15 protein-coding genes are annotated in these 20,860 nt (G+C 65.4%); 7 read left to right on the top strand and 8 right to left on the bottom strand.

Annotated elements, in window-relative coordinates; genetic code table 11:
* Positions 1–41: 41 nt before the first annotated feature.
* On the top strand, positions 42–2,765 hold the full coding sequence (locus RMET_RS12655) for a LuxR C-terminal-related transcriptional regulator (RefSeq protein ID WP_157139107.1): 2,724 nt from the start codon (positions 42–44) through the stop codon (positions 2,763–2,765).
* A 254-nt stretch (positions 2,766–3,019) separates the two neighbouring features.
* The gene (locus tag RMET_RS12650) at positions 3,020–4,945 is read left to right on the top strand and encodes an ATP-binding cassette domain-containing protein (protein ID WP_011517099.1); all 1,926 of its coding nucleotides are present in this window, start codon (positions 3,020–3,022) and stop codon (positions 4,943–4,945) included.
* A 69-nt stretch (positions 4,946–5,014) separates the two neighbouring features.
* Here the strand turns inward: RMET_RS12650 and RMET_RS34375 are convergent, their stop codons facing one another.
* A complete protein-coding gene (locus tag RMET_RS34375; RefSeq protein ID WP_008649954.1) occupies positions 5,015–5,140 on the bottom strand; it encodes a hypothetical protein in 126 nt (41 codons plus the stop codon).
* 1 nt (position 5,141) lies between these two features.
* Entirely contained in the window at positions 5,142–6,353 is a 1,212-nt protein-coding gene (locus tag RMET_RS12645) for an MFS transporter (RefSeq protein ID WP_011517098.1), read from the bottom strand.
* Between the two features lie 201 nt (positions 6,354–6,554).
* Here RMET_RS12645 and RMET_RS12640 point away from each other — a divergent pair, with 201 nt between their 5' ends.
* The 5 genes from RMET_RS12640 to RMET_RS12620 all read left to right on the top strand — a co-directional run bounded on the left by RMET_RS12640 (position 6,555) and on the right by RMET_RS12620 (position 13,317).
* A complete protein-coding gene (locus tag RMET_RS12640; protein WP_008649957.1) occupies positions 6,555–8,549 on the top strand; it encodes a DNA topoisomerase IV subunit B in 1,995 nt (664 codons plus the stop codon).
* Positions 8,550–8,618: 69 nt separating this feature from the next.
* The gene (locus RMET_RS12635) at positions 8,619–9,404 is read left to right on the top strand and encodes a lytic transglycosylase domain-containing protein (RefSeq protein ID WP_029307360.1); all 786 of its coding nucleotides are present in this window, start codon (positions 8,619–8,621) and stop codon (positions 9,402–9,404) included.
* A 154-nt stretch (positions 9,405–9,558) separates the two neighbouring features.
* Positions 9,559–11,889, top strand: a complete 2,331-nt coding sequence (parC, locus tag RMET_RS12630; protein WP_011517095.1) for a DNA topoisomerase IV subunit A — start codon at positions 9,559–9,561, stop codon at positions 11,887–11,889.
* A 319-nt stretch (positions 11,890–12,208) separates the two neighbouring features.
* On the top strand, positions 12,209–12,790 hold the full coding sequence (locus tag RMET_RS12625; protein WP_011517094.1) for a chromate transporter: 582 nt from the start codon (positions 12,209–12,211) through the stop codon (positions 12,788–12,790).
* Positions 12,787–13,317 carry a chromate transporter gene (locus RMET_RS12620; protein WP_011517093.1) on the top strand — a complete coding sequence of 177 codons (531 nt, stop codon included), beginning with the start codon at positions 12,787–12,789 and terminating at the stop codon, positions 13,315–13,317. The genes RMET_RS12625 and RMET_RS12620 overlap by 4 nt, the downstream gene beginning before the upstream one ends.
* 8 nt (positions 13,318–13,325) lie before the next feature.
* Here RMET_RS12620 and RMET_RS12615 read toward each other — a convergent pair whose 3' ends face one another.
* The 6 genes from RMET_RS12615 to RMET_RS12590 form a co-directional block, all read right to left on the bottom strand.
* The gene (locus tag RMET_RS12615; protein WP_011517092.1) at positions 13,326–15,158 is read right to left on the bottom strand and encodes an ABC transporter ATP-binding protein; all 1,833 of its coding nucleotides are present in this window, start codon (positions 15,156–15,158) and stop codon (positions 13,326–13,328) included.
* Positions 15,159–15,267: 109 nt separating this feature from the next.
* Positions 15,268–16,944: an L-lactate permease gene (locus RMET_RS12610; protein ID WP_011517091.1), complete on the bottom strand. Its 1,677-nt coding sequence runs from the start codon at positions 16,942–16,944 to the stop codon at positions 15,268–15,270.
* Positions 16,945–17,461: 517 nt separating this feature from the next.
* On the bottom strand, positions 17,462–18,106 hold the full coding sequence (locus RMET_RS12605) for a glutathione S-transferase family protein (protein ID WP_011517089.1): 645 nt from the start codon (positions 18,104–18,106) through the stop codon (positions 17,462–17,464).
* A 37-nt stretch (positions 18,107–18,143) separates the two neighbouring features.
* A complete protein-coding gene (locus RMET_RS12600) occupies positions 18,144–19,331 on the bottom strand; it encodes an aminotransferase-like domain-containing protein (RefSeq protein ID WP_029307362.1) in 1,188 nt (395 codons plus the stop codon).
* A gap of 87 nt (positions 19,332–19,418) precedes the next feature.
* Entirely contained in the window at positions 19,419–19,871 is a 453-nt protein-coding gene (locus RMET_RS12595; protein WP_008649984.1) for a RidA family protein, read from the bottom strand.
* A 12-nt stretch (positions 19,872–19,883) separates the two neighbouring features.
* Positions 19,884–20,858: a DMT family transporter gene (locus tag RMET_RS12590; protein WP_041240544.1), complete on the bottom strand. Its 975-nt coding sequence runs from the start codon at positions 20,856–20,858 to the stop codon at positions 19,884–19,886.
* Positions 20,859–20,860 lie beyond the last annotated feature (2 nt).

Genomic DNA, 20,860 nt, shown 5'->3' with positions numbered 1-20,860 from the left:
CCGCAAGGAGTCCTGAAGCGATGAGTCTGCCTTCGCGCATCTTGCCGAAGATCGTGCCGCCACGTCTGGGTAGCGGCACGACGATCCGCCAACGTCTGATTGGCAAGCTGCATGCGGCAGGTGACAGAAAACTCTTTCTGCTGACCGCTGGCGCGGGCTTCGGCAAGACGACCCTGATGGCGCAATGGCATCACCACCTGGAGCAGGCCGGCGCGCGCGTGCTGTGGGTGACGCTGGCCGCTGGCGACGGGACATTGCCGAAATTCTGTGCGGTCCTGGAAAGCGCGCTGGGTCGTGCCGGCGTGTCCGTGGCGCCGGCGAAGATGGTCACTACCGAAGATTCTTCTGACGAATTCGATCTCGCGGCAGCCCTGCTTGATGCTCTGGCACAAGCACCTGGCGAATCGTACCTGATGATCGACGACTTCCATCACGTCGGCGATCCTGCGACGGTGGGACTGGTGCAGGCCATGGCCGATGCCATGCTCCCGGGCCTGCATCTTGTGATTGCGTCTCGCACCAAGCCAGCCCTGCGGCTGGGGCGCTTGCTGGCCATGGAAGATGTGGTCGCCGTTGATGGTGCCGAACTGCTGTTCAACCTGGATGAAACGGAGGCCTTCCTGAAAGCTCGGCCGGATGTCCGGCTCGGCCCCGAGTCGGCATGGCAAATCCATGACATCACGGACGGTTGGCCGGTCGGTGTGCGCCTGGCCAGTCGGGCTATGTGCAGCCAGTTTCCGGATGGCAAGACGGCGCGTAAGTGTGTTTGCGACAGTGACAATCTCGACGCCTACCTGTCGGAAGAGGTGATTGACGAGTTGTCGCCCGAACTTCTTGACTTCGTTCTCCAGGTTTCGGTGCTGCGCTGCTTCCACGCGGATCTGGCCGCCAGCGTCACCGGATGCGCGGATGCTGCGGGGTACCTGGCTGAAATTCTCTCGCAGCATATGTTTCTGTTGCCGGTCGAGCGACGCGACGGCCAGCGGTGGTATCGCTTCCATCCCATCTTTCGCACGTATCTCGGCAAGCGGCGCGCGAGCGTCGGCATCGATGCCAGGCCGCTTCACTACCGGGCGGCGCACTGGTTCATACAGCGCGGACGTTTTGCCGAAGCCATGCGCAGCGCGGTCCTGAGTGACGATCTCGGCCTGGTGACGCAGCTGGTAGACCGTGCTTTGCCGCCGCCGCATAGCCTGGCACAGCTCGGAGTCTTTTCGCGCTGGCTGGAAAGCGTCGGCTGCGAACGGCTGGCCGGCCACCCACGGCTGCTGTCCATGGGCACATGGGCCTGTGCGTTGTCGGGACGGCACGACCTGGCCGAGCAGTGGCTGCGAAGCGTGGAACAGTCGGGCTCGACTGGCACCGATGCGGCCGCTGCCCGCCATGTCCTGCTGCTCAGGGCGCTGATTGCCACCCATCGCGACGATGGTGCCGCCGCGCTGACGGCGCTGACGGCGCTACAGGCGCTCCAGGTGCTACAGACCGATGAGCCGGGGTCCACGCCCGACGCCTTGCAGGACGTTGAGCTCGCGCTGCGTATGCGCTGGCTGTCCGTGCAGGGTCAGCATTTGCGCGCGCGCGATCTTTACCACTCGCCGGCCGCGCGCAGCACGCGTACGGGCCGCGGTGAACTTGCGCTGGTCGCAGCGGCGACCGTCGCCGGCGTGGCGATGCGCGAGGGGGACGCCCTGGAGGCCGAGCGCATCGGCGCCATGGTCCTGCGCCGCGCGCGGACCATACACGGGGACCGCTCGCTCTGCGCCGTGACCTGTACTGCCGTGATGGCGCAGGCCTGGTACGAGCTCGACCGCGTCGATGAGGCCCGCGAGGCCTTGCTGCACTGCCGGACGGCCCTGCGAGCCGCCTCTGCCGACCTGCGGCTGCGTGCGGCGCAGGTGTTCGGGCGGATCATGAGCCTGCGCGAATCACCGCAGGATGCGCTGGCCTACTTCACCAGGGCGGAAGTGCACTTCCGGGCCATTGGCGCGCACCGAGGGGTGGCATGCATGCTGGCGGAGCAGCAGCGCATTGTGTTGAGCTACGGCGATTGGCGCCATGCGCGGTCCATGCAGACTGCGCTGGACGAGATTGCCAGCACCCACGCGGACACCGACCCGCAGTTCGCCGAAGTTGGTGCCGTCGTAGCGATGTCACGCACGCGCTTGCTGCTTGCCATGGGGCTCGCGCGGGAGGCCTTGATCGCGCTGGACGCTGCCCGTCCCTTCATCGGTGCGATGAGCAACGGCCGCCTGCTTGCCGTGAGCGATTTCCTCCAGACCCGGGCCCTGGAGGCGCTGGGCAGGAGGGCAGAGGCGCACGCCTGCATGCAATCGGCGCTGGCAGCGTGCTATCGGCTGGGCCTGCACCGGACGCTGATCGAGGAGGGGGAGGGGCTGCACGGCATACTGCTGCGCGCTGGCGTGGGAGGTGGTGCCGCACTTGTGGAATACGTGAGGGGGCTCATGGGTGAGTGTCCGGTGCTCGAAAGCGCTGGAGTGACCTGGCCACCGATCCCCATCGAGTCGAACGACGAAGGAGTGGGCGGTCCGAAAGACGATATGCCGGTACCGGTGCTGACGCGCCGTGAGCTGGAAGTCATTGCGCTGCTGGAGCAATCCATGTCCAACAAGCGGATCGCACTGACGCTCAATATCAGCGTGCAGACCGTGAAGTGGAACCTCAAGAATATTTTCGTCAAGCTGCAGGTGACAAGTCGCTACGAGGCCATCATCGTGGCCCGCAAATTTGCGCTCTGTGAACGTTGACGCCGCGCGCCGCTGGCGGAGCCCGAGTGCTGGCAGTCCCAGTCCCACGGCGCCTTGAGGCCGTTCTTGAGCACGTAGACCGTCATCAGCGATGGTTGGCGGCCAGGATCAAAGCGGTTGACGGTGGGCAGTTGGCCCTTTTTGTTTCCAGGCGGTCATGCAGATCGGCAATGAACTTCTTTTCTCGGGGCACCTTATGGGTGCCGACGCCTGCGACTCGTCTACAATCTTGGGCCTACTCAGTCGGACCCACCATGGCCCTGTTCTCCATTACCGATGCCCAGCTGGCTTTCGGCCACGTGGCGTTGCTCGACCACACCGATTTTTCCCTTGAAGCCGGCGAACGTGTTGGCCTGATCGGCCGCAACGGCACGGGCAAGTCGTCCCTGCTGCGGATCGTGGCCGGAATGTCAGCGCCCGACGATGGCCTGATCTCCCGCCAGAGCGGCGTGACGTGCGCCTATGTGTCGCAAGAGCCGCAGTTCGCGCCGGGCTTGACCGTATTCGATGCGGTGAGCCAGGGCATGGGCGCAGCGCACGATCTGCTGCTGCGCTATGACGCTGCGCTCACCAAGCTGGAAACCCACAACGACGAGGCCACCCTGGCCGAACTGCATCGCGTGCAGGCCGAACTTGATGCCGCCGACGCCTGGCAGTTGCGCACCCGCGTGGAAACCACGCTGGCAAAGCTCGCGCTCGACCCGCATGTGCGCGTGGACGCGCTTTCTGGCGGTCTGCAGAAGCGCGTGGCGCTGGCCCAGGGTCTGGTGGCCGAGCCGGACATCCTGCTGCTCGACGAGCCGACCAACCACCTCGACGTGGAGGCCATCCGCTGGCTCGAAGACCTGCTGCTCGGGTTCCGCGGCAGCGTGCTGCTGATCACCCACGACCGCGCGTTCCTGGATCGCGTGGCAACCCGCATCGTCGAACTCGATCGGGGCCGGCTGGTTTCGTTCCCGGGCAACTTTGCCGCCTACCAGACGCGCAAGGCCGAACTGCTGGCCAACGAGGCCGTGGAGCAAGCCAAGTTCGACAAGCTGCTGGCGCAGGAAGAAGTGTGGATCCGCAAGGGCGTGGAAGCACGCCGTACCCGCAGCGTGGCGCGGGTGCAGCGGCTGGTGACGATGCGGGCGGAGCGCGCCTCGCGTCGCGAGGTGCAGGGCAACGTCAAGCTCGAGGTTTCGCAGGGCGAGCGTTCGGGCAAGATCGTGGCCGAGTTGACTAACGTGTCGAAGGCTTATGGCGACAAGGCAGTCGTGCGCGACTTCACCGCGACGATCATGCGCGGCGACAAGGTCGGCCTGATCGGGCCAAACGGCGTCGGCAAGACCACGCTGCTGCGGCTGATTCTGGGTGAACTGCCGCCCGACAGCGGCACGGTGCGCAATGGCAGCAATCTGCAGGTGGCGTACTTCGACCAGATGCGTACCTCGCTGGATCTGGAGAAGTCGCTCGCGGACACCATCAGCCCGGGTAGCGACTGGGTCGAGGTCAACGGCCAGCGCAAGCACGTGATGAGCTACCTGGGCGACTTCCTGTTCGCGCCCGAACGCGCGCGGTCGCCGGTCAAGTCGCTGTCGGGCGGCGAGCGCAACCGGCTGCTGCTGGCGCGGTTGTTCGCGCGACCCGCGAATGTGCTGGTGCTGGACGAACCGACCAACGACCTGGACATCGACACGCTCGAACTGCTGGAAGAACTCCTACAGGACTACAGCGGCACGGTGTTCCTGGTTTCGCACGATCGTGCGTTCCTGGACAACGTGGTGACCTCCACGATCGCTGCCGAAGGCGATGGCATGTGGCGCGAATCGGTAGGCGGTTACTCGGACTGGCTGGAACAGTCGGCCCGTGCGCAGGCGTTGCAGGCTGCCCGCGCTGAATCCAAGCAGGCTACGGAGGCGCCAAAGTCGGCCGCGCGCGAGGCGCGGGGCGCGAATCGCACGGTCAAGCTGTCGTACAAGGAGCAGCGCGAACTCGACAGTCTGCCGGAACGTATCCAGTCGCTGGAGACCGAGCAGAAGACCATCGGCGCGCAACTCGAGGACGGCTCGATGTACGCCACCGATCCGAAGCGGGCGGCCGATCTGGCCACGCGTCACGACGAGATCGAGATGGAACTGCTTGAAGCACTCGAGCGCTGGGAAGTGCTGGAGAAGAAGACGAAGGGCGAGGGCGCTTGAGCGTTGCCCTTGGTTTTCACCTTCTCTCCCACGGCGTGGGAGAGAGGGGCTGGTCGGTAGTCAATCCACTCATCCGCACCACGCCAGCACCATATTGGTCAGGTCGACCATGAACGCTGGGCGCAGGTAAGCCAGAAATCCCAGCGTCAGCAGCGCCGCCAGGGCAAGGAATCCAAGGCCCTTGGCCAGTCTCATCTCAGGCCCCCACGGGTTGTGGACGGACCAGCGCCTGCTCGCGGATCGGCAGGTTGACTACCGCGGCCATCAAGCCCAGCGCGATCGCGATCATCCATACGGTGCTGTAACTGCCGGTCTTGTCGAACAGGTAGCCACCCAGCCATGCGCCCAGGAAGCTGCCGATCTGGTGCGAGAAGAACACCACACCCGACAGCATCGACAGGTACTTCACGCCAAACACCTGGGCGATGATCCCGTTGGTCAGCGGTACGGTCGACAGCCACAAGAAGCCCATCAGCGCCGCGAACACCCAGGTGCTGGCCGCCGTCAGCGGCATCAGCAGGTAGCCGGCGATCACCACCGAGCGCGCGATATAGATGAACGACAGCAGGTAGCGCTTGGGCATCCGCTGGCCCATCGACCCGGCCGTATAGGTGCCGAACACATTGAACAGGCCGATCAGCGCCAGCGCCACCGTGGCGACCTTGGGATCGGTGAAGCCCCGGTCCTTGAGGTAAGGGGCCAGATGCACGCCGATGAACACCACCTGGAAGCCGCAGACGAAGTAGCCGAGCGTCAGCAACTGGAAATTGCGGTTGCCGAACGCCTCGCGCGTCGCTTCGCCGATGGTCTGGTGATGGCCGGTGGTCGTCGCGACCATTTTCGGTTCCCGCAGCGTCAGTGCCAGAGGCAGCATGAAGCACGCGAGGAATGCCAGGATGAATAGCGCGTTTTGCCAGCCCATGGTGGAAATCAGTGTCTGTTCCACCGGAATCATCAGGAACTGACCGAAAGACCCAGCCGCTGCTGCGATGCCCATGGCCCAGACGCGCTTCTCCGCGCTGGCCACGCGGCCGATCACGCCATAGACCACGCTGTACGTGGTGCCGGACTGCGCGATGCCGATCAGCACCCCGGCGCCCGTGGCAAAGGCGGTGCCGCTGGTGGCCAGTCCCATGACGATCAGCCCGGCCACATAGAGCGCCACGCCGATGATCATGATGCGCAGGGCGCCGAACTTGTCGGCCAGCGCACCGGTGATCGGCTGGCTGGCGCCCCACATCAGGTTCTGCAGCGCCAGGGCAAAGGCGAAGGTCTCCCGGCTCCAGCCATGGGTTTGTGTGATCGGCAGGTTGAACAGGCCAAAGCCATGCCGGATGCCCATCGAGAGCGTCACGAGCAGCCCACCGCACACGAGGACGGTGGTCAGGGAGAGTTTGCGGTCAGTCATGTCGGGCTCGGTAGGTATTGTTTCTATTGTTATGTCGACGGCTGTTATAGCGACTGCGGGGGTGCCGTATGCGCGGTCCGGCGAGTTTACTCCGCGCCATTCAATCTTGCCGGCGCGGGATTCGTGCCGCGCCCATCCATTACAATGCTGCGCATTCCGGCCGCCGACGGCCGGGCGTCCCACTTTCCGCAAAACGACTCCATGGCGAGCAAAACCAGTCAGTACAGCGAATCTTCCATCCGGGTCCTGAAGGGTCTGGAGCCGGTCAAGCAACGGCCCGGCATGTACACCCGTACCGATAACCCCCTGCATGTCGTGCAGGAGGTGATCGACAACGCGTCCGACGAAGCGCTCGGCGGCTACGGCACCGAAATCCTGGTCACGCTGCATCGTGACGGCAGCATCAGCGTGGAAGACGATGGCCGTGGCATCCCGGTGGGCATCCACCCGGAAGAGCAGGTGCCGGTCGTGGAAATCGTCTTCACCCGCCTGCACGCGGGCGGCAAGTTCGACAAGGGCAAGGGCGGCGCCTACGCGTTCTCGGGCGGCCTGCATGGCGTGGGCGTGTCGGTGACCAACGCGCTGGCCACGCGCCTGGACGTCACGGTCTGGCGCGACGGGGCGGTGTCCACGCTGACGTTCGAGCATGGCGGCGAAGTGACCCGCCCGCTGGCGACGCGCAAGATCGAGCGCGGCGAGAAGAAGAGCGGCACGCGCGTGCAGGTGTGGCCGGATGCGAAGTATTTCGATTCGGCCGCAATCCCGATGGCCGAACTGCAGCGCCTGCTGCGCAGCAAGGCCGTGCTGCTGCCGGGCGTGAAGGTCACGCTGGTGCTCGAGAAGACTGGCGAGCAGACGGTGTGGCAGTACGAGCAGGGTCTGAAGGGCTATCTGGTCGAGGCCCTGGCCCAGGGCAGCGGCGCCGAACTCGTGATCCCGATGTTCGAGGGCGAGCACTTTGCCGACCCGGACAAGAACGCCGGCGAGGAAGGCTTTGCCGAAGGCGAAGGCGCGTCGTGGGTGGTGGCGTGGACCGAGGAAGGCGCGCCGGTGCGCGAATCCTACGTCAACCTGATTCCCACGCCAGCCGGCGGCACGCACGAATCCGGCCTGCGCGAAGGCCTGTTCCTGGCGGTGAAGAGCTTTATCGAGATGCACTCGCTGCAGCCAAAGGGCGTGAAGCTGATGAGCGAAGACGTGTTCGCGCGCGCATCGTTTGTGCTGTCGGCCAAGGTGCTCGATCCGCAGTTCCAGGGCCAGATCAAGGAACGCCTGAACAGCCGTGATGCCGTGCGTCTGGTTTCCACGTTCAGCCGCCCGGCGCTCGAACTCTGGCTCAACCATCATGTCGATTTCGGCAAGAAGCTGGCGGAACTGGTGATTCGCCAGGCTCAGGCCCGCACGCGTGCCGCGCAGAAGGTCGAGAAAAAGAAGGGCTCCGGCGTGGCTGTGCTGCCCGGCAAGCTGACCGATTGCGAATCGACCGATGTCGAGCGCAACGAGATCTTCCTGGTGGAGGGCGACTCCGCCGGCGGTTCGGCCAAAATGGGCCGCGACAAGGAATTCCAGGCCATCCTGCCGCTGCGCGGCAAGGTGCTCAATACCTGGGAGACCGAGCGCGACCGCCTGTTCGCCAACAACGAAGTGCATGACATCGCGGTGGCGATCGGCGTCGACCCGCATGGCCCGGACGACGAGCCCGACCTGTCGAACCTGCGGTACGGCAAGATCTGCATCCTGTCCGATGCGGACGTCGACGGGGCGCACATCCAGGTGCTGCTGCTGACGCTGTTCTTCCGCCACTTCCCGAAACTGATGGCCAACGGCAACGTCTGCGTGGCACGCCCGCCACTGTTCCGCGTGGATGCGCCGGCGCGTGGCAAGAAGCCGGCGCAGAAGCTCTATGCGCTGGACGAAGGCGAGCTTGAAGCCATCCAGGACAAGTTGCTCAAGGATGGCGTCAAGGAAGGCGCGTGGCAGATTTCGCGCTTCAAGGGCCTTGGCGAGATGAGCGCCGGGCAGCTCTGGGAGACGACGATGAATCCCGATACGCGCCGGCTGCTGCCGGTGTCGCTGGGTGAGTTCGACATGCCGCAGACCGTCACGATGATGAACATGCTGATGGGCAAGGGCGAGGCCTCGCAACGACGCAGCTGGCTGGAAGAGAAGGGCAACGAAGTGGAGGCCGACATCTGACGGCGATGCGCAATGAGGCAGGGCAGCAACAACATCGGACGATTCGATCGATTCCGCCGATCTGGGCGAATGGTGGCGCGGGTGGCAGCGCGGGTGGCAGGAATGCTTGCCGCGCTGGCGTCGCTCTGCCTTGCCGCGCCTGCCCATGCGGAGCTCTGGGGCTTTATCGACGCCGATGGCGTGGCGCACTTTGCCGATGCGAAGCTCGATGCGCGCTACAAGCTGTTCATGAAGGATGGCGGCAGCTTCGATTCGAGCAACATGCGCAATCTGCCCCGGGGTGGCCTGCCCGGCGGCAAGCTGGACCCCGAACGCGAGAAGCTGTACCGCTACGTGCTCAACCATCCGAACCTGGCGATGGTCGATCCGATCATCCAGAAGGCGGCTGCGGCGCAGAACGTGGACCCAGCACTGGTCAAGGCCGTGATGGCCGTGGAGAGCGGCTTCAATCCGACGGCGGTGTCGCCGAAGGGCGCGATCGGGCTGATGCAGGTGATTCCGGACACGGGCGCGCGCTTCGGCATCGCCGCAGACAAGCGCGGGACCGTGGAGCAGAAACTGGCCGATCCACGTCTGAACATCACCACCGGTGTGCGGTACCTGCGCTGGCTGATGGAGCTGTTCCCGAACAACCTGGAGCTGGTGCTGGCCGCTTACAACGCCGGTGAGGGCGCCGTGCAACGCTACAACAACCAGATCCCGCCATATCCCGAGACGCAGCAGTATGTCGCCACGGTGCTGGAGTTCTATCGCCTGTACCAGCCGGGCGAGGCGTCCGAGGCGCGCGTGGTGCGGACCGGCATGGCGGCCGAGCGGGTCAGGATGGTGATCGGCGGTCGCCGGCCCATGCCCTGACATGCGGGCGCCTGATGCCGCTTTCTGAGATGGATTTGCCACGCGGCCAGAGGTTGCGGCGGTATCGCCATCTACTTCCTTTAGAATCCCACGCTGACTGCAACAGCCGGCTGCCGGGCGCGCAGGTGCCTGCCGGGCCGAAATCTTGCCAAACATGGATCAACCAGACATTACGTTTCAGGCCGACGAGCCTGCCGATTCGCTGACGCTTGCTCGCTACGCCGAGCGCGCCTATCTCGACTACGCCGTGAGCGTGGTCAAGGGCCGCGCGCTGCCCGAAGTGGCCGACGGCCAGAAGCCCGTGCAGCGCCGCATCCTCTTCGCCATGCAGGCGATGGGCCTGCGTGCCGATGCCAAGCCCGTGAAGTCGGCCCGTGTGGTCGGCGAGGTGCTCGGTAAATTCCACCCGCACGGCGACCAGTCCGCCTATGACGCCCTGGTGCGCCTGGCGCAGGACTTCTCGCTGCGCTATCCGCTGATCGACGGCCAGGGCAACTTCGGCTCGCGCGATGGCGATGGCGCGGCGGCCATGCGTTACACGGAAGCCCGCCTGACGCCGATCTCGCGCCTGCTGCTCGATGAGATCGACATGGGCACGGTGGACTTCCTGCCGAACTACGACGGTTCGGAAGAAGAGCCGAAGCTGTTGCCCGCGCGACTGCCGTTCGTGCTGCTGAACGGCGCATCGGGCATCGCGGTGGGTATGGCCACGGAAATTCCGCCGCACAATCTGCGCGAAGTGGCAGGTGCCACGGTGGCGATGATCCGCAACCCGAATATCTCGCTAGCGGACCTGCTGGCCCTGATGCCGGGGCCGGACTACCCGGGCGGCGGCCAGATCATTTCGCCGGCGTCGGAGATCGCCCAGATCTACGAAAGCGGCCGTGGCAGCCTGAAGGTGCGCGCGCGCTGGACCATCGAGGAAATGGCGCGGGGCCAGTGGCAGATGGTGGTGACCGAACTGCCGCCGGGCACGTCGGCGCAGAAGGTGCTCGAGGAAATCGAGGAAATCACCAACCCGAAGATCCGCACCGGCAAGAAGGCGCTGACGCCCGAGCAGACCCAGCTCAAGACGACGATGCTGTCCGTGCTCGACGCGGTGCGCGACGAGTCGGGCAAGGATGCGCCGGTTCGCCTGGTGTTCGAGCCCAAGAGCAAGAACACCGAGCAGCAGGACTTCATCCAGACGCTGCTCGCGCATACGAGCCTGGAATCGGGTGCGCCGATCAACCTGGTGATGATCGGCACCGATGGCCGTCCGCGTCAGAAGGGGCTGCAGGAAATCCTGCGCGAGTGGATCGAGTTCCGCTTTGCCACGGTGACGCGCCGCACGCGCTTCCAGCTGACCAAGGTAGAGGACCGCATCCACATCCTGGAAGGCCGGATGCTGGTGCTGCTGAACATCGACGAGGTGATCCGCATCATCCGCGAAAGCGACGAGCCGAAGCCCGCGCTGATCGAGGCGTTCCGCCTGAGCGACCGCCAGGCAGAGGACATCCTGGAAATCCGCCTGCGCCAGCTGGCGCGCCTGGAAGCGATCAAGATCGAACAGGAACTGGCGAAGCTGCGCGACGAGCAGGCCGAACTGGACGTGCTGCTGAAGTCCGAGACGATGATGCGCCGTCGCATCATCAAGGAAATCGAGCAGGACGCGAAGCAGTACAGCCCGGAAGACAAGGATCCGCGCCGCACGCTGATCCAGGAGGCCAGCCGCGCCGCCGCCGAGGTGAAGGTGATCGACGAGCCGGTGACGGTCATCGTGTCGGGCAAGGGCTGGGTGCGCACGCGCCAGGGCCACGGCCACGATGCGTCGCAGTTCACGTTCAAGGCGGGCGACAACCTCTACGGCACCTTCGAATGCCGCACCATCGACACGTTGCTGGCTTTCGGCAGCAATGGCCGCGTGTACTCGGTGGCCGTGTCGGGCCTGCCGGGCGGGCGAGGCGATGGCGTGCCTGTGACGACGCTGATCGACCTGGCCGCCGGCACGCAGATCGCGCATACGTTCGCCGGTGCCGCCGAGCAACGGATGCTGATCGCCACGGCGGGTGGCAATGGCTTTGTGACCAAGGTTGGCGACATGATCGGCCGCCAGAAGGCAGGCAAGGCCTTCGTGACGCTGGACGAGGGTGACACGCTGCTGGCCCCGACGCCGATTGGTGAGGAGTGCACGCATGTGGCCTGCTTCTCGGCCAATGGCCGCCTGCTGCTGGCGGGGCTGGACGAGGTCAAGGTGCTGTCGGCCGGTGGCCGCGGCGTGATCCTGATGGAGCTGGAACCGAAGGAAACGCTGATGCAGGCGGTGGCCGTGGGCGCGCCGGGCCTGATGATCTCCGGCATCGGCGTTCGTGGCGGCAAGGTGCCGCCGCAGAAGCTGGCCGGCAAGACGCTGATCCCTTACGTGGGCAAGCGCGCCCGCAAAGGCAAGGCGATCGAGCCGCGCCTCAAGGAAGTGAAGATCGAGCCGGTAAAGGTTGGGGAGTAAAGGGGAACGGCGTCGGTGATTCCGGCGCTGGTCCTCTGATTCTCTGATCCGGCCCTTCTCCTGCTGGGCGGGAGAGGGGAGCGAACCCTCGGCATGTGAGTTGCTGTCGGGGCTCTCACCTCTCCGGCCCCGCGGGACAGGGCAAGTCGCATAATCCGCGACACTGCACGCATCACTCCCATCCTGCGGCATCGCCAATCGAGACCCCCTCTTTCCAATCCGTGATGACCCCGCGTGCGTGCCGCCGTGCGGGATTGCCGTACCATGTCGGCTGCCCCCAATTCCTCCAGTGCGCGGGCATAAGAAGATCATCACGACCATGTCCTCCACGCCGATTCCCGTTGAGTCCGAGCTTGCGCCGGCTCCCACGCCCCGTACGTTGTTCATCGAATTTGCTCGCATGGGGCTGTCAGGGTTTGGCGGCGTGCTGCCATTCGTGCGACGGTCCGTCGTCGAACGCAACCGCTGGCTCAATGACCGCGATTTCGTCGAGATCCTGAGCCTCGGGCAGGTGCTGCCGGGGCCGAACGTGATCAACCTGGCGTTGATGCTTGGGTTGCGCTTCGCCGGACTGCGCGGCGCGTTGGCCGCATTCGCCGGACTGGTGCTGATGCCGCTGGTCGTGGTGCTCTGCGCGATGGGCCTGTACCTGCGCTTCCAGGATGTGACCGCCGTGCGGCAGATGCTGGCGGGCATGACCGCGGTGGCGGCGGGGCTGGTGCTGTCGACGGGCGTGAAGCTGGCGCAGAGCCAGCCGCGCACCGTGCGCGCGATTGCCGTCGGGGTTGCCGCGTTCGTTGCGATCGGCCTGCTGCGCTGGCCGCTGTTGCCGGTGATGGCCGTGCTGGTGCCCGTTGCGCTGGTGCTCGAATACCGCGCGATGCGCAAGGGGGGCGCATGACGTCGCCCGAGATCCTGCGCAGCCTGCTTGGCCACTTCGGCATGCTCTCGTTGCTGGCTGTCGGTGGCGGCGGATCCGTGATTCCCGACATGCATCGCTTCCTGGTCGAAGCGAATGGCTGGATGAGCGATGAGCAGTTTGCCGCGCTCTATGCCATCTCGCAGGCGTCTCCCGGACCCAACATTCTGTTCGTGGCGCTATTCGGCTGGCAGGTGGCCGGGCCGGCCGGCGCGTTCGCGTCGATGGCCGGCATCTGCGGGCCGTCGAGCGTCATCGCGCTCGGCTTCGAATACTTCGCGGGTCGTTCGCCGCACGCGGTATGGCCCGGCCTGATCCGACGCGGCCTGTCTGCATTGACCATCGGCCTGCTTATGTCCACGGGTTGGGTGCTGGCCGGCAGCGTGGACCATAGCTGGACGGCCGTGCTCGTGACGCTGGTGACGGTGGGGCTGATGCTGAAGACGAAGGTGCACCCGCTGGCCCTGGTGGCGCTTGGCGCCGGGGCAGGGCTTCTGGGGCTCGTCTGACGGCGGGATCAATCGACGCCGACGAAGCCCCCGGTCTGGTGCGCCCAAAGCCGCGCATACAGTCCACCATCCGCCAGCAATTCGGCGTGCGTGCCGCTTTCGACGATGCGGCCGCCGTCGAGTACTACCAGACGATCCATTCGGGCAATCGTCGATAGCCGGTGCGCGATGGCGATTACGGTCTTGCCATGCATCAGCGCCTCCAGGCTTTCCTGAATCGCGGATTCCACTTCCGAGTCCAGCGCGGACGTTGCTTCATCGAGGATCAGGATCGGTGCGTTTTTCAGCAGCACCCGCGCGATGGCGATGCGCTGCCGCTGCCCGCCCGAGAGCTTCACGCCGCGCTCCCCGACCAGCGCATCCAGCCCGTGATTGCCGTGCGAGTCGACCAGCAGGTCCATGAAGTCGTCGGCGCGGGCCTGACGCAGAGCCTCGTGCAACTCGGCCTCCGTGCTGTCGGGCTTGCCGTAGCGCAGGTTGTCGCGAATCGAGCGGTGTAGCAGTGATGTGTCCTGCGTGACCATGCCGATCTGCGCGCGCAGGCTCTCCTGCGTCACGCCAGCAATGTCCTGGCCGTCGATCAGGATGTGGCCGGTCTCCACGTCGTAGAGCCGTAGCAGCAGGTTGACGAGCGTCGACTTGCCCGCGCCCGACGGCCCGACCAGTCCGATCTTCTCGCCAGGCCGCACCACGAGGTTCACGTTGTCGATGACGCCGCTGCCCTTGCCATAGTGGAAGCCGACATGGTCGAACCTGACCTCGCCCTGGCGGATGTCGAGCGGCTGCGCATCGGGCCGGTCGAGCACGCGACGCGGCACGGCGATGGTCTTCATGCCGTCCTGCACCTGGCCCACGTTCTCGAAGATGCCGTTGACCACCCACATGATCCAGCCGGACATGTTGTTGATCCGGATGACCAGCCCCGTGGACAACGCAATGGCGCCCGTGGTGACCAGCCCCTGGTTCCACAGCCACAGCGCGATGCCCGTGGTGCCAGCGATCAGCAGGCCGTTCAGCGTGGTCACCGTGACGTCCATCGCGCTGACCATCCGGCCAGCCTGTCGGACCTTGTCGGTCTGGTCGGCCATCGCATCGCGCGCGTAGGTCTCCTCATGCTGCGAGTGGGCGAACAGCTTGAGCGTGGTGATGTTCGTATAGCCGTCGACGATGCGGCCCATCAGGCGCGAGCGCGCGTCGGTGGCCACCACGGAGCGTTGCTTGACCCGGGGCGTGAACCACGCCAGCGCGGCGATATACCCGACGATCCAGATGAGCAGCGGAATTGTCAGCCGCCAGTCGGCCTCGGCGAACAGCGCCAGCGAACTGACCGCGTAGACGATCACGTGCCAGAGCGCATCCACGGCCTGCACGGCCGAGTCGCGCAGCGAGTAGCCGGTCTGCATGATCCGTTGCGCGATGCGGCCGGCGAAGTCGTTCTGGAAGAACGACAGGCTCTGCTTGAGCACGTAGCGGTGGTTCTGCCAACGGATCATGTTGGCCAGGCTCGGGTTGATCACCTGGTGCACGAGCACGTCGTGGGCCCCGATCATCAGCGGGCGCAGGATCAGCGCGACGAACGCCATCCACAGCAGTTCGTTCTGGTGGCGTGCGAAGAACGACCCGTCTGGCGTCTCGCGCGCCAGATCGACCAGCCGGCCGAGAAAGCTGAAGAGCGCCACCTCGACCAGCGCGCCGATCAGGCCGACGATCAGCAACGCCGCGAAGACGCCGCGGACTTCGCGCAGGAAATGGGCATAGAAGCGCCACACGCTTTCCGGCGGCTGGCTGTCGGGCAGGCCGCGGAACGGGTCGATCAGTCTTTCCAGACGGCGCATCAGCATGGGGGGCGATCCTCGTCATGTCTGCCGGGTGAGCCGATCATGATACGCCCATGAAAAAGCCCCGCTCGAGGGCGGGGCTTGAAGACTGCAGCGGATGATGGCTGGTGGATCAGTGGATCACCATCAGCGTGAACGGATGCACGTACGCCTGCAGCGTCACGAAGATACCGACCATCAGCGCCAGCGCGATCGAGTGGAAGAACACGTAGCGCAGAATCTCGCCTTCGTGGCCATACCACTTGGTGGCGGTGGAAGCCACCACGATCGACTGTGCATCGATCATCTTGCCCATCACGCCGCCCGAGCTGTTGGCCGCGGCCATCAGGGTCGGAGACAGGCCAAGCTGTTCCGCCGTGGTCTTCTGCAGGCCGCCGAACAGCACGTTCGATGCGGTGTCCGAACCGGTGAGCGCCACACCCAGCCAGCCCAGCATCGTGCCGAACAGCGGGTAGAGCACGCCGGTCTGCGCGAAAGCCAGACCCAGCGTGGCGTCCAGCCCCGAGTAGCGGGTCAGGTAGCCGATGCCGAACATCGCGCAGATCGTCAACAGCGAGTAGCGCACGAGCTTGATCGTCTCGAAGTACTCCTTGATCAGGCGCGGGATCGAATAGCCCATCAGCAGGCCGCCAACGAGGGCCGACACCAGAATGCCGGTACCCGCCATCGACAGCACGTTGAACGCGAACACGGCCGGCTCGGCGATTTGCTTCGCCACCACGGGCGGGCCCTTGAGCACCGCCTTGTCCAGACCCGGGATGGCGAACTTCCATTGCCAGACGCCGTCCATCAGCTTCTTGAACTCGGGGATGCCCCAGACGAACACGAAGACGGTCAGGATCACCCACGGCATCCACGCCTTGATCACCGAGATGTTGGCCGATGCGGCGTTGGCCTTGGCATCGGCTTCGAGGGCTTCGGCATTGTCGACCTTGGAATCGTCGTGACGGCCCAGGATGCGCGTCGAGGTCCAGATTTCCTTCGGATGCCAGATTTTCAGGAAGGCGGTCAGGCAGCCCATCGAGACCAGCGCCGAAATCACGTCCACCAGCCACGGGCCGTGGAAGTTCGACACCAGGAACTGCGGCACCGCGAAGCTGACGCCGGCCACCAGGATCGCCGGCCAGATCGCCAGCATGCCGCGGAAGCCCGCGAACGCCCAGATCAGCCAGAACGGCACCAGCACCGAGAAGAACGGCAACTGGCGGCCGATCATCGCGGAGAGTTGCACCTGGTCGATGCCGGTCACCGAGGACAGGCCGATGATCGGCGCGCCGAGCGCGCCGAATGCCACCGGCGCGGTGTTGGCGATCAGCGCCAGGCCCGATGCGGCCAGCGGTGAGAAGCCCAGGCCGATCAGGATGGCGCCGGTCACGGCCACGGGCGTGCCGAAGCCGGCCGCGCCTTCGAAGAACGCGCCAAAGCTGAATGCCACCAGCAGGAGCTGCAGGCGGCGATCTTCGGTGACGCCCGAGATCGAGTTCTGCAACACCTTGAATGACCCGTTTATCGTGGTCAGCCGGTGCAGGAAGATGATGTTGAGGACGATCCAGCCAATCGGGAACAAGCCGGAGATGATGCCGAGCCCGGCGGCTTTGCCAGCCATTTCCGGAGGCATTCCGAACACGAATGACGCCACGACGACGCCGACGACCAGCGCCAGCCCGGCCGCCAGGTGGGCCTGCATGTGAAAGAACGCCAGCGCTGCGAGCAGCACGACAACCGGAACCGCGGCGGCAATAGTGGACAACGCCATACTGCCGAGCGGGTCATACACTTGACTCCACACGATTGAATCCTCCTCTGGAATGAAACGACAGCTTGCCTCTGACGGGCCTGGGCTGCCGGAATGCAAATGCCCGTTCAAGCGACGATAGCGCCCCTGGGAGGCGCTATCAAAATGAGTCCGGCGTCGTTGCACGGCCTTGCCGTACTACTTCTACAGTCTGCCGCCGTACGTTTGGCCAGAACCGCTCCGCTTCATTTTGATAGCGCCCCAAAGTGGACAGAAGGGGGATTGTAAGGATGGGTTCCGGGCCGCCTGCCTTAAATCGGATCATCGGAATGATGAGCCGGATTCAGGGATCAGGGTTTGCTCGGGGGCAGGCTGAAGCACCTCACACTCTCGCGCGAGACTACTCCTTAATACGAGTGTTCGAAATAGGGGATGTGGAGGGAAGGGCGTAAAACCAACGCCGTGGTCACTGAAAACGCGGGCTGGCGTAGTGACTTGTTCCGCACAGGCAGGGGGAGGGAGAGGAGGCGGTCACCGGCCGGCTGGGCGACGGTGACCGCGATACAACGAATTACTTCAGCGGCAGTTCGAGGATGCCAGTGGCCGCCGGACGCGCCCGCATGGCCGCGAGCCAGCGCTCGAGGTTAGGCCGGGCCGTGTGGGCCTTTGGCATGCCCATCCAGCGGTGCGCCGCGCAGGCCAGCGAGACGTCGGCCATCGTGAAGCGATCGCCACCGATGAACTCGCGGCCTTCCAGCGCGTCGTCGAGCATCTTCGCCAGCGGCTCGGTGCGCTCGCACGATTTCTCGATGACGGCCTCGTCACGCTTGTCCGCCGGTGTACGAACCAGTTGCAGGAACGCCTGGACCATCGCCGGGCTGAACGTCGTGGTCTGCCAGTCCATCCAGCGGTCTGCCGAGGCGCGCGCCTTGACGTCCGAAGGCCACAGCGTGTCCTCGCCATAGCGCGCGCACAGGTAGCGCACGATCGCGTTCGACTCCCACAGCACGAACGGCTCGCCGGCCACGTCGGTGTCGCGGAAATCCTCGATCACCGGAATCAGGCGGTTCGGGTTGAGACGCACGTACGCCTCGGTATCGAGCTCGCCCTTCTGATTGCCGATGTCGATGCGCTCGTGGTCCAGATGCAGCTCGCGCGCGCACCAGACCACCTTCTGGACATTGATTGACGACAGCCTGCCCCAGATGCGAAGCATGTTCGATGGCTCCTCGGGTTGGTTGTAGCGTGCCGGCTCAGGCCGCCCGTGCCTGCGGCGCGGCTTGCGCGATCGCTTCGCGGAACACCTCGCCCAGGATCGACACGCCCTGCTCGATGCGCTCGGCCGAAACGGTCACGAATGCCAGGCGCAGCGTGTTCTTGCGCGGGCTGCCCGCGTAGAACGGCGCGCCTGGCACGTAGGCCACGTTGCGGCGCACGGCTTCTTCCAGGATCTTCATGCTGTCCAGACCCTCAGGCAGCTCCACCCAGATGAACATGCCGCCCTCGGGCGCGTTCCATGTCACGCCGGCCGGCATGTGGCGCTTCAGCGCGTCCAGCATGAACGCGCATTGCTTGCCGTAGAGCTCGCGAATGGTCGGGATGTGCTGTTCGAGCAGGCCGTCCTTGATCGTTTCATAGGCGATGCGCTGTGTGAACGTCGGCGTGTGCAGGTCCGAGGCCTGCTTGGCCTGGCATAGCTTGAAATGCAGGTCGGGCGGGGCGATGACGAAACCCAGGCGCATACCGGGCGCCAGGATCTTCGAGAACGAGCCCATGTAGATCACGCCGTCCGGGTTCATCGACAGCAGCGACGGCAACTGGTTGCCCGAGTAGCTCAGTTCGCCGTACGGATCGTCCTCGACCAGCAGCACGCCGAGTTCCTTGGCGCGCTTGACCAGTTCCTGGCGGCGCTCCAGCGGCAGGCGGCGGCCGGTGGGGTTCTGGAAGTTCGGCAGGGCGTACAGGAAGCGTGCGCCGGCGGTCAGCTCGGGCGTCAGCGCCTCGGGGATCAGGCCCTTTTCGTCGGACGGGATCGACACGAATTCCGGCTCGAACAGCGAGAACGCCTGCAGCGCGCCCAGGTAGCTCGGCGTTTCCACCAACACCGGGCTGCCCGGGTCGATCATCACCTTGGCGATCAGGTCCAGCGCCTGTTGCGAACCCGTGGTGATCATCACGCGTTCCACATCGACGTTGTAGCGCTTGGCCACGAACTCGCGCAGCGGCATGAAGCCTTCTGTGGCCGCGTACTGCAGCGCGCTTTGCGGGTTGTCGGCGAATACACGGGCCACCGCCGCTTCCATGGCCGCTACCGGGAACGAAGCCGGCGAGGGCAGGCCGCCGGCGAACGAAATCACTTCCGGACGCTCGGTGACTTTCAGGATTTCACGGATGGCCGAGCTGGTCAGTTGCTGCGCCCGGCGGGAGATGGCCCATTTCATGATTGGTCTCGTGGTGGGGGAATTCAATGCGCCGGCCTCCGCAAGAGGCGGCGCGGCATTATCTGTGTTGCGTGGTTTCCGACGACGTCAGATCTCGACGATCATTTCGATCTCGACGCAGGCGCCCAGCGGAATCTGCGCCACGCCGAACGCGCTGCGTGCGTGCTTGCCTTTCTCGCCGAACACCTCGGCCAGAAACTCCGAGCAGCCGTTGGTGACCAGATGCTGTTCAGTGAACTCAGGCGTCGAGTTAACCAGGCTCATCACCTTGACGATGCGCTTGACGCGGTTCAGGTCGCCGATATGGGCGTGCAGCGTGGCCAGCAGGTCGATGGCGATCGCGCGCGCGGCCTGCTTGCCGGATTCGGTGTCGATATCCTTGCCGAGCTTGCCAGCCCAAGGCTTGCCATCCTTCCTGGCGATATGGCCGGACAGGAATACGGTGTTGCCGGTGGTCGCTGCCATGACATAGGCAGCGGCGGGGGCGCCGGCCGAGGGCAGTTCCACGCCCAGACGGGCAAGGGTGTCATAGACGGACATGCATGTCTCCTGTCAGTGAAGTCGTCCTGGAAGGATAGGGGGCGCCTCCTCGGCGGCGGATGCCAATGGCATGGCGGGTGCGGTGTTGCGCACTGCGGCGCGTCGGCCAAGGGCCACCACGGCGATCACCGCCACTGCGAAAGCGACGGTGGCGGCATCGAGGGGCTCGGCCAGGATCAGCGCGCCGCCCGCCAGCGTGAGGAACGGCTGGAGCAATTGTATCTGGCCTACGCGCGCCACGCCGCCTTTTGCGAGTCCGGCGTACCAGAACAGGAAGCCGATGAACATCGAGAACACCGACACATAGGCCATGCCCAGCCACGCGCGGGGCGACGCGGCGGCGATGGATGCGGCATGTTCCAGCCCCAGCCAGGCCACCACGGGCGCCAGCACGGGCAGCGAGACCACCAGCGCCCAGCTGATCGTCTCCAGCCCGCCCAGTTCGCGTGAGAGCTTGCCGCCTTCGGCATAACCGAGCGCGCCGAGCACCACCGCCAGGAACAGGTACCAGTCGGCATGTTGCAGCCCGCCCGCGCCTTGCCACAGGGCGAAGGCCACCACGAGCGCGCTGCCAGCCAAGGCGGACAGCCAGAAGCCCAGCGACGGCCGTTCATTGCCGAACCATGCGGCGAACACCGCGGTGGCCAGCGGCAGCAGGCCGATCACGATCGCGCCATGCCCGGACGGCACTTCGCGCATGGCCAGCGACGAAAACACGGGGAAACCGACCACCACGCCCAGCGCGGTCACGGCCAGCCGGAGCCATTGGCCACCGCGCGGTCGCCGGCCCGATGCCAGGGCGCCGCGCATCGCCAGCAGCGCGAGCGCCAGCGCGGCGGCGATCACGGCGCGCCCGAGCGCGACGAACGTCGCATCGAGCTCGGCCACGGCCATGCGCGTGAAAGGCAGCGTCTGGCTGAAGATCGCCACGCCGATAAAGCCCAGCAGCATGCCGCCGGAGTGAGGGGAGTGATTCGGATCCTTCATGA

Source organism: Cupriavidus metallidurans CH34, from assembly GCF_000196015.1.
Lineage (GTDB): Bacteria > Pseudomonadota > Gammaproteobacteria > Burkholderiales > Burkholderiaceae > Cupriavidus > Cupriavidus metallidurans.
The sequence above is the reverse complement of the archived record's forward strand: the minus strand, read 5'-3'. Positions and strand labels throughout refer to the sequence as shown.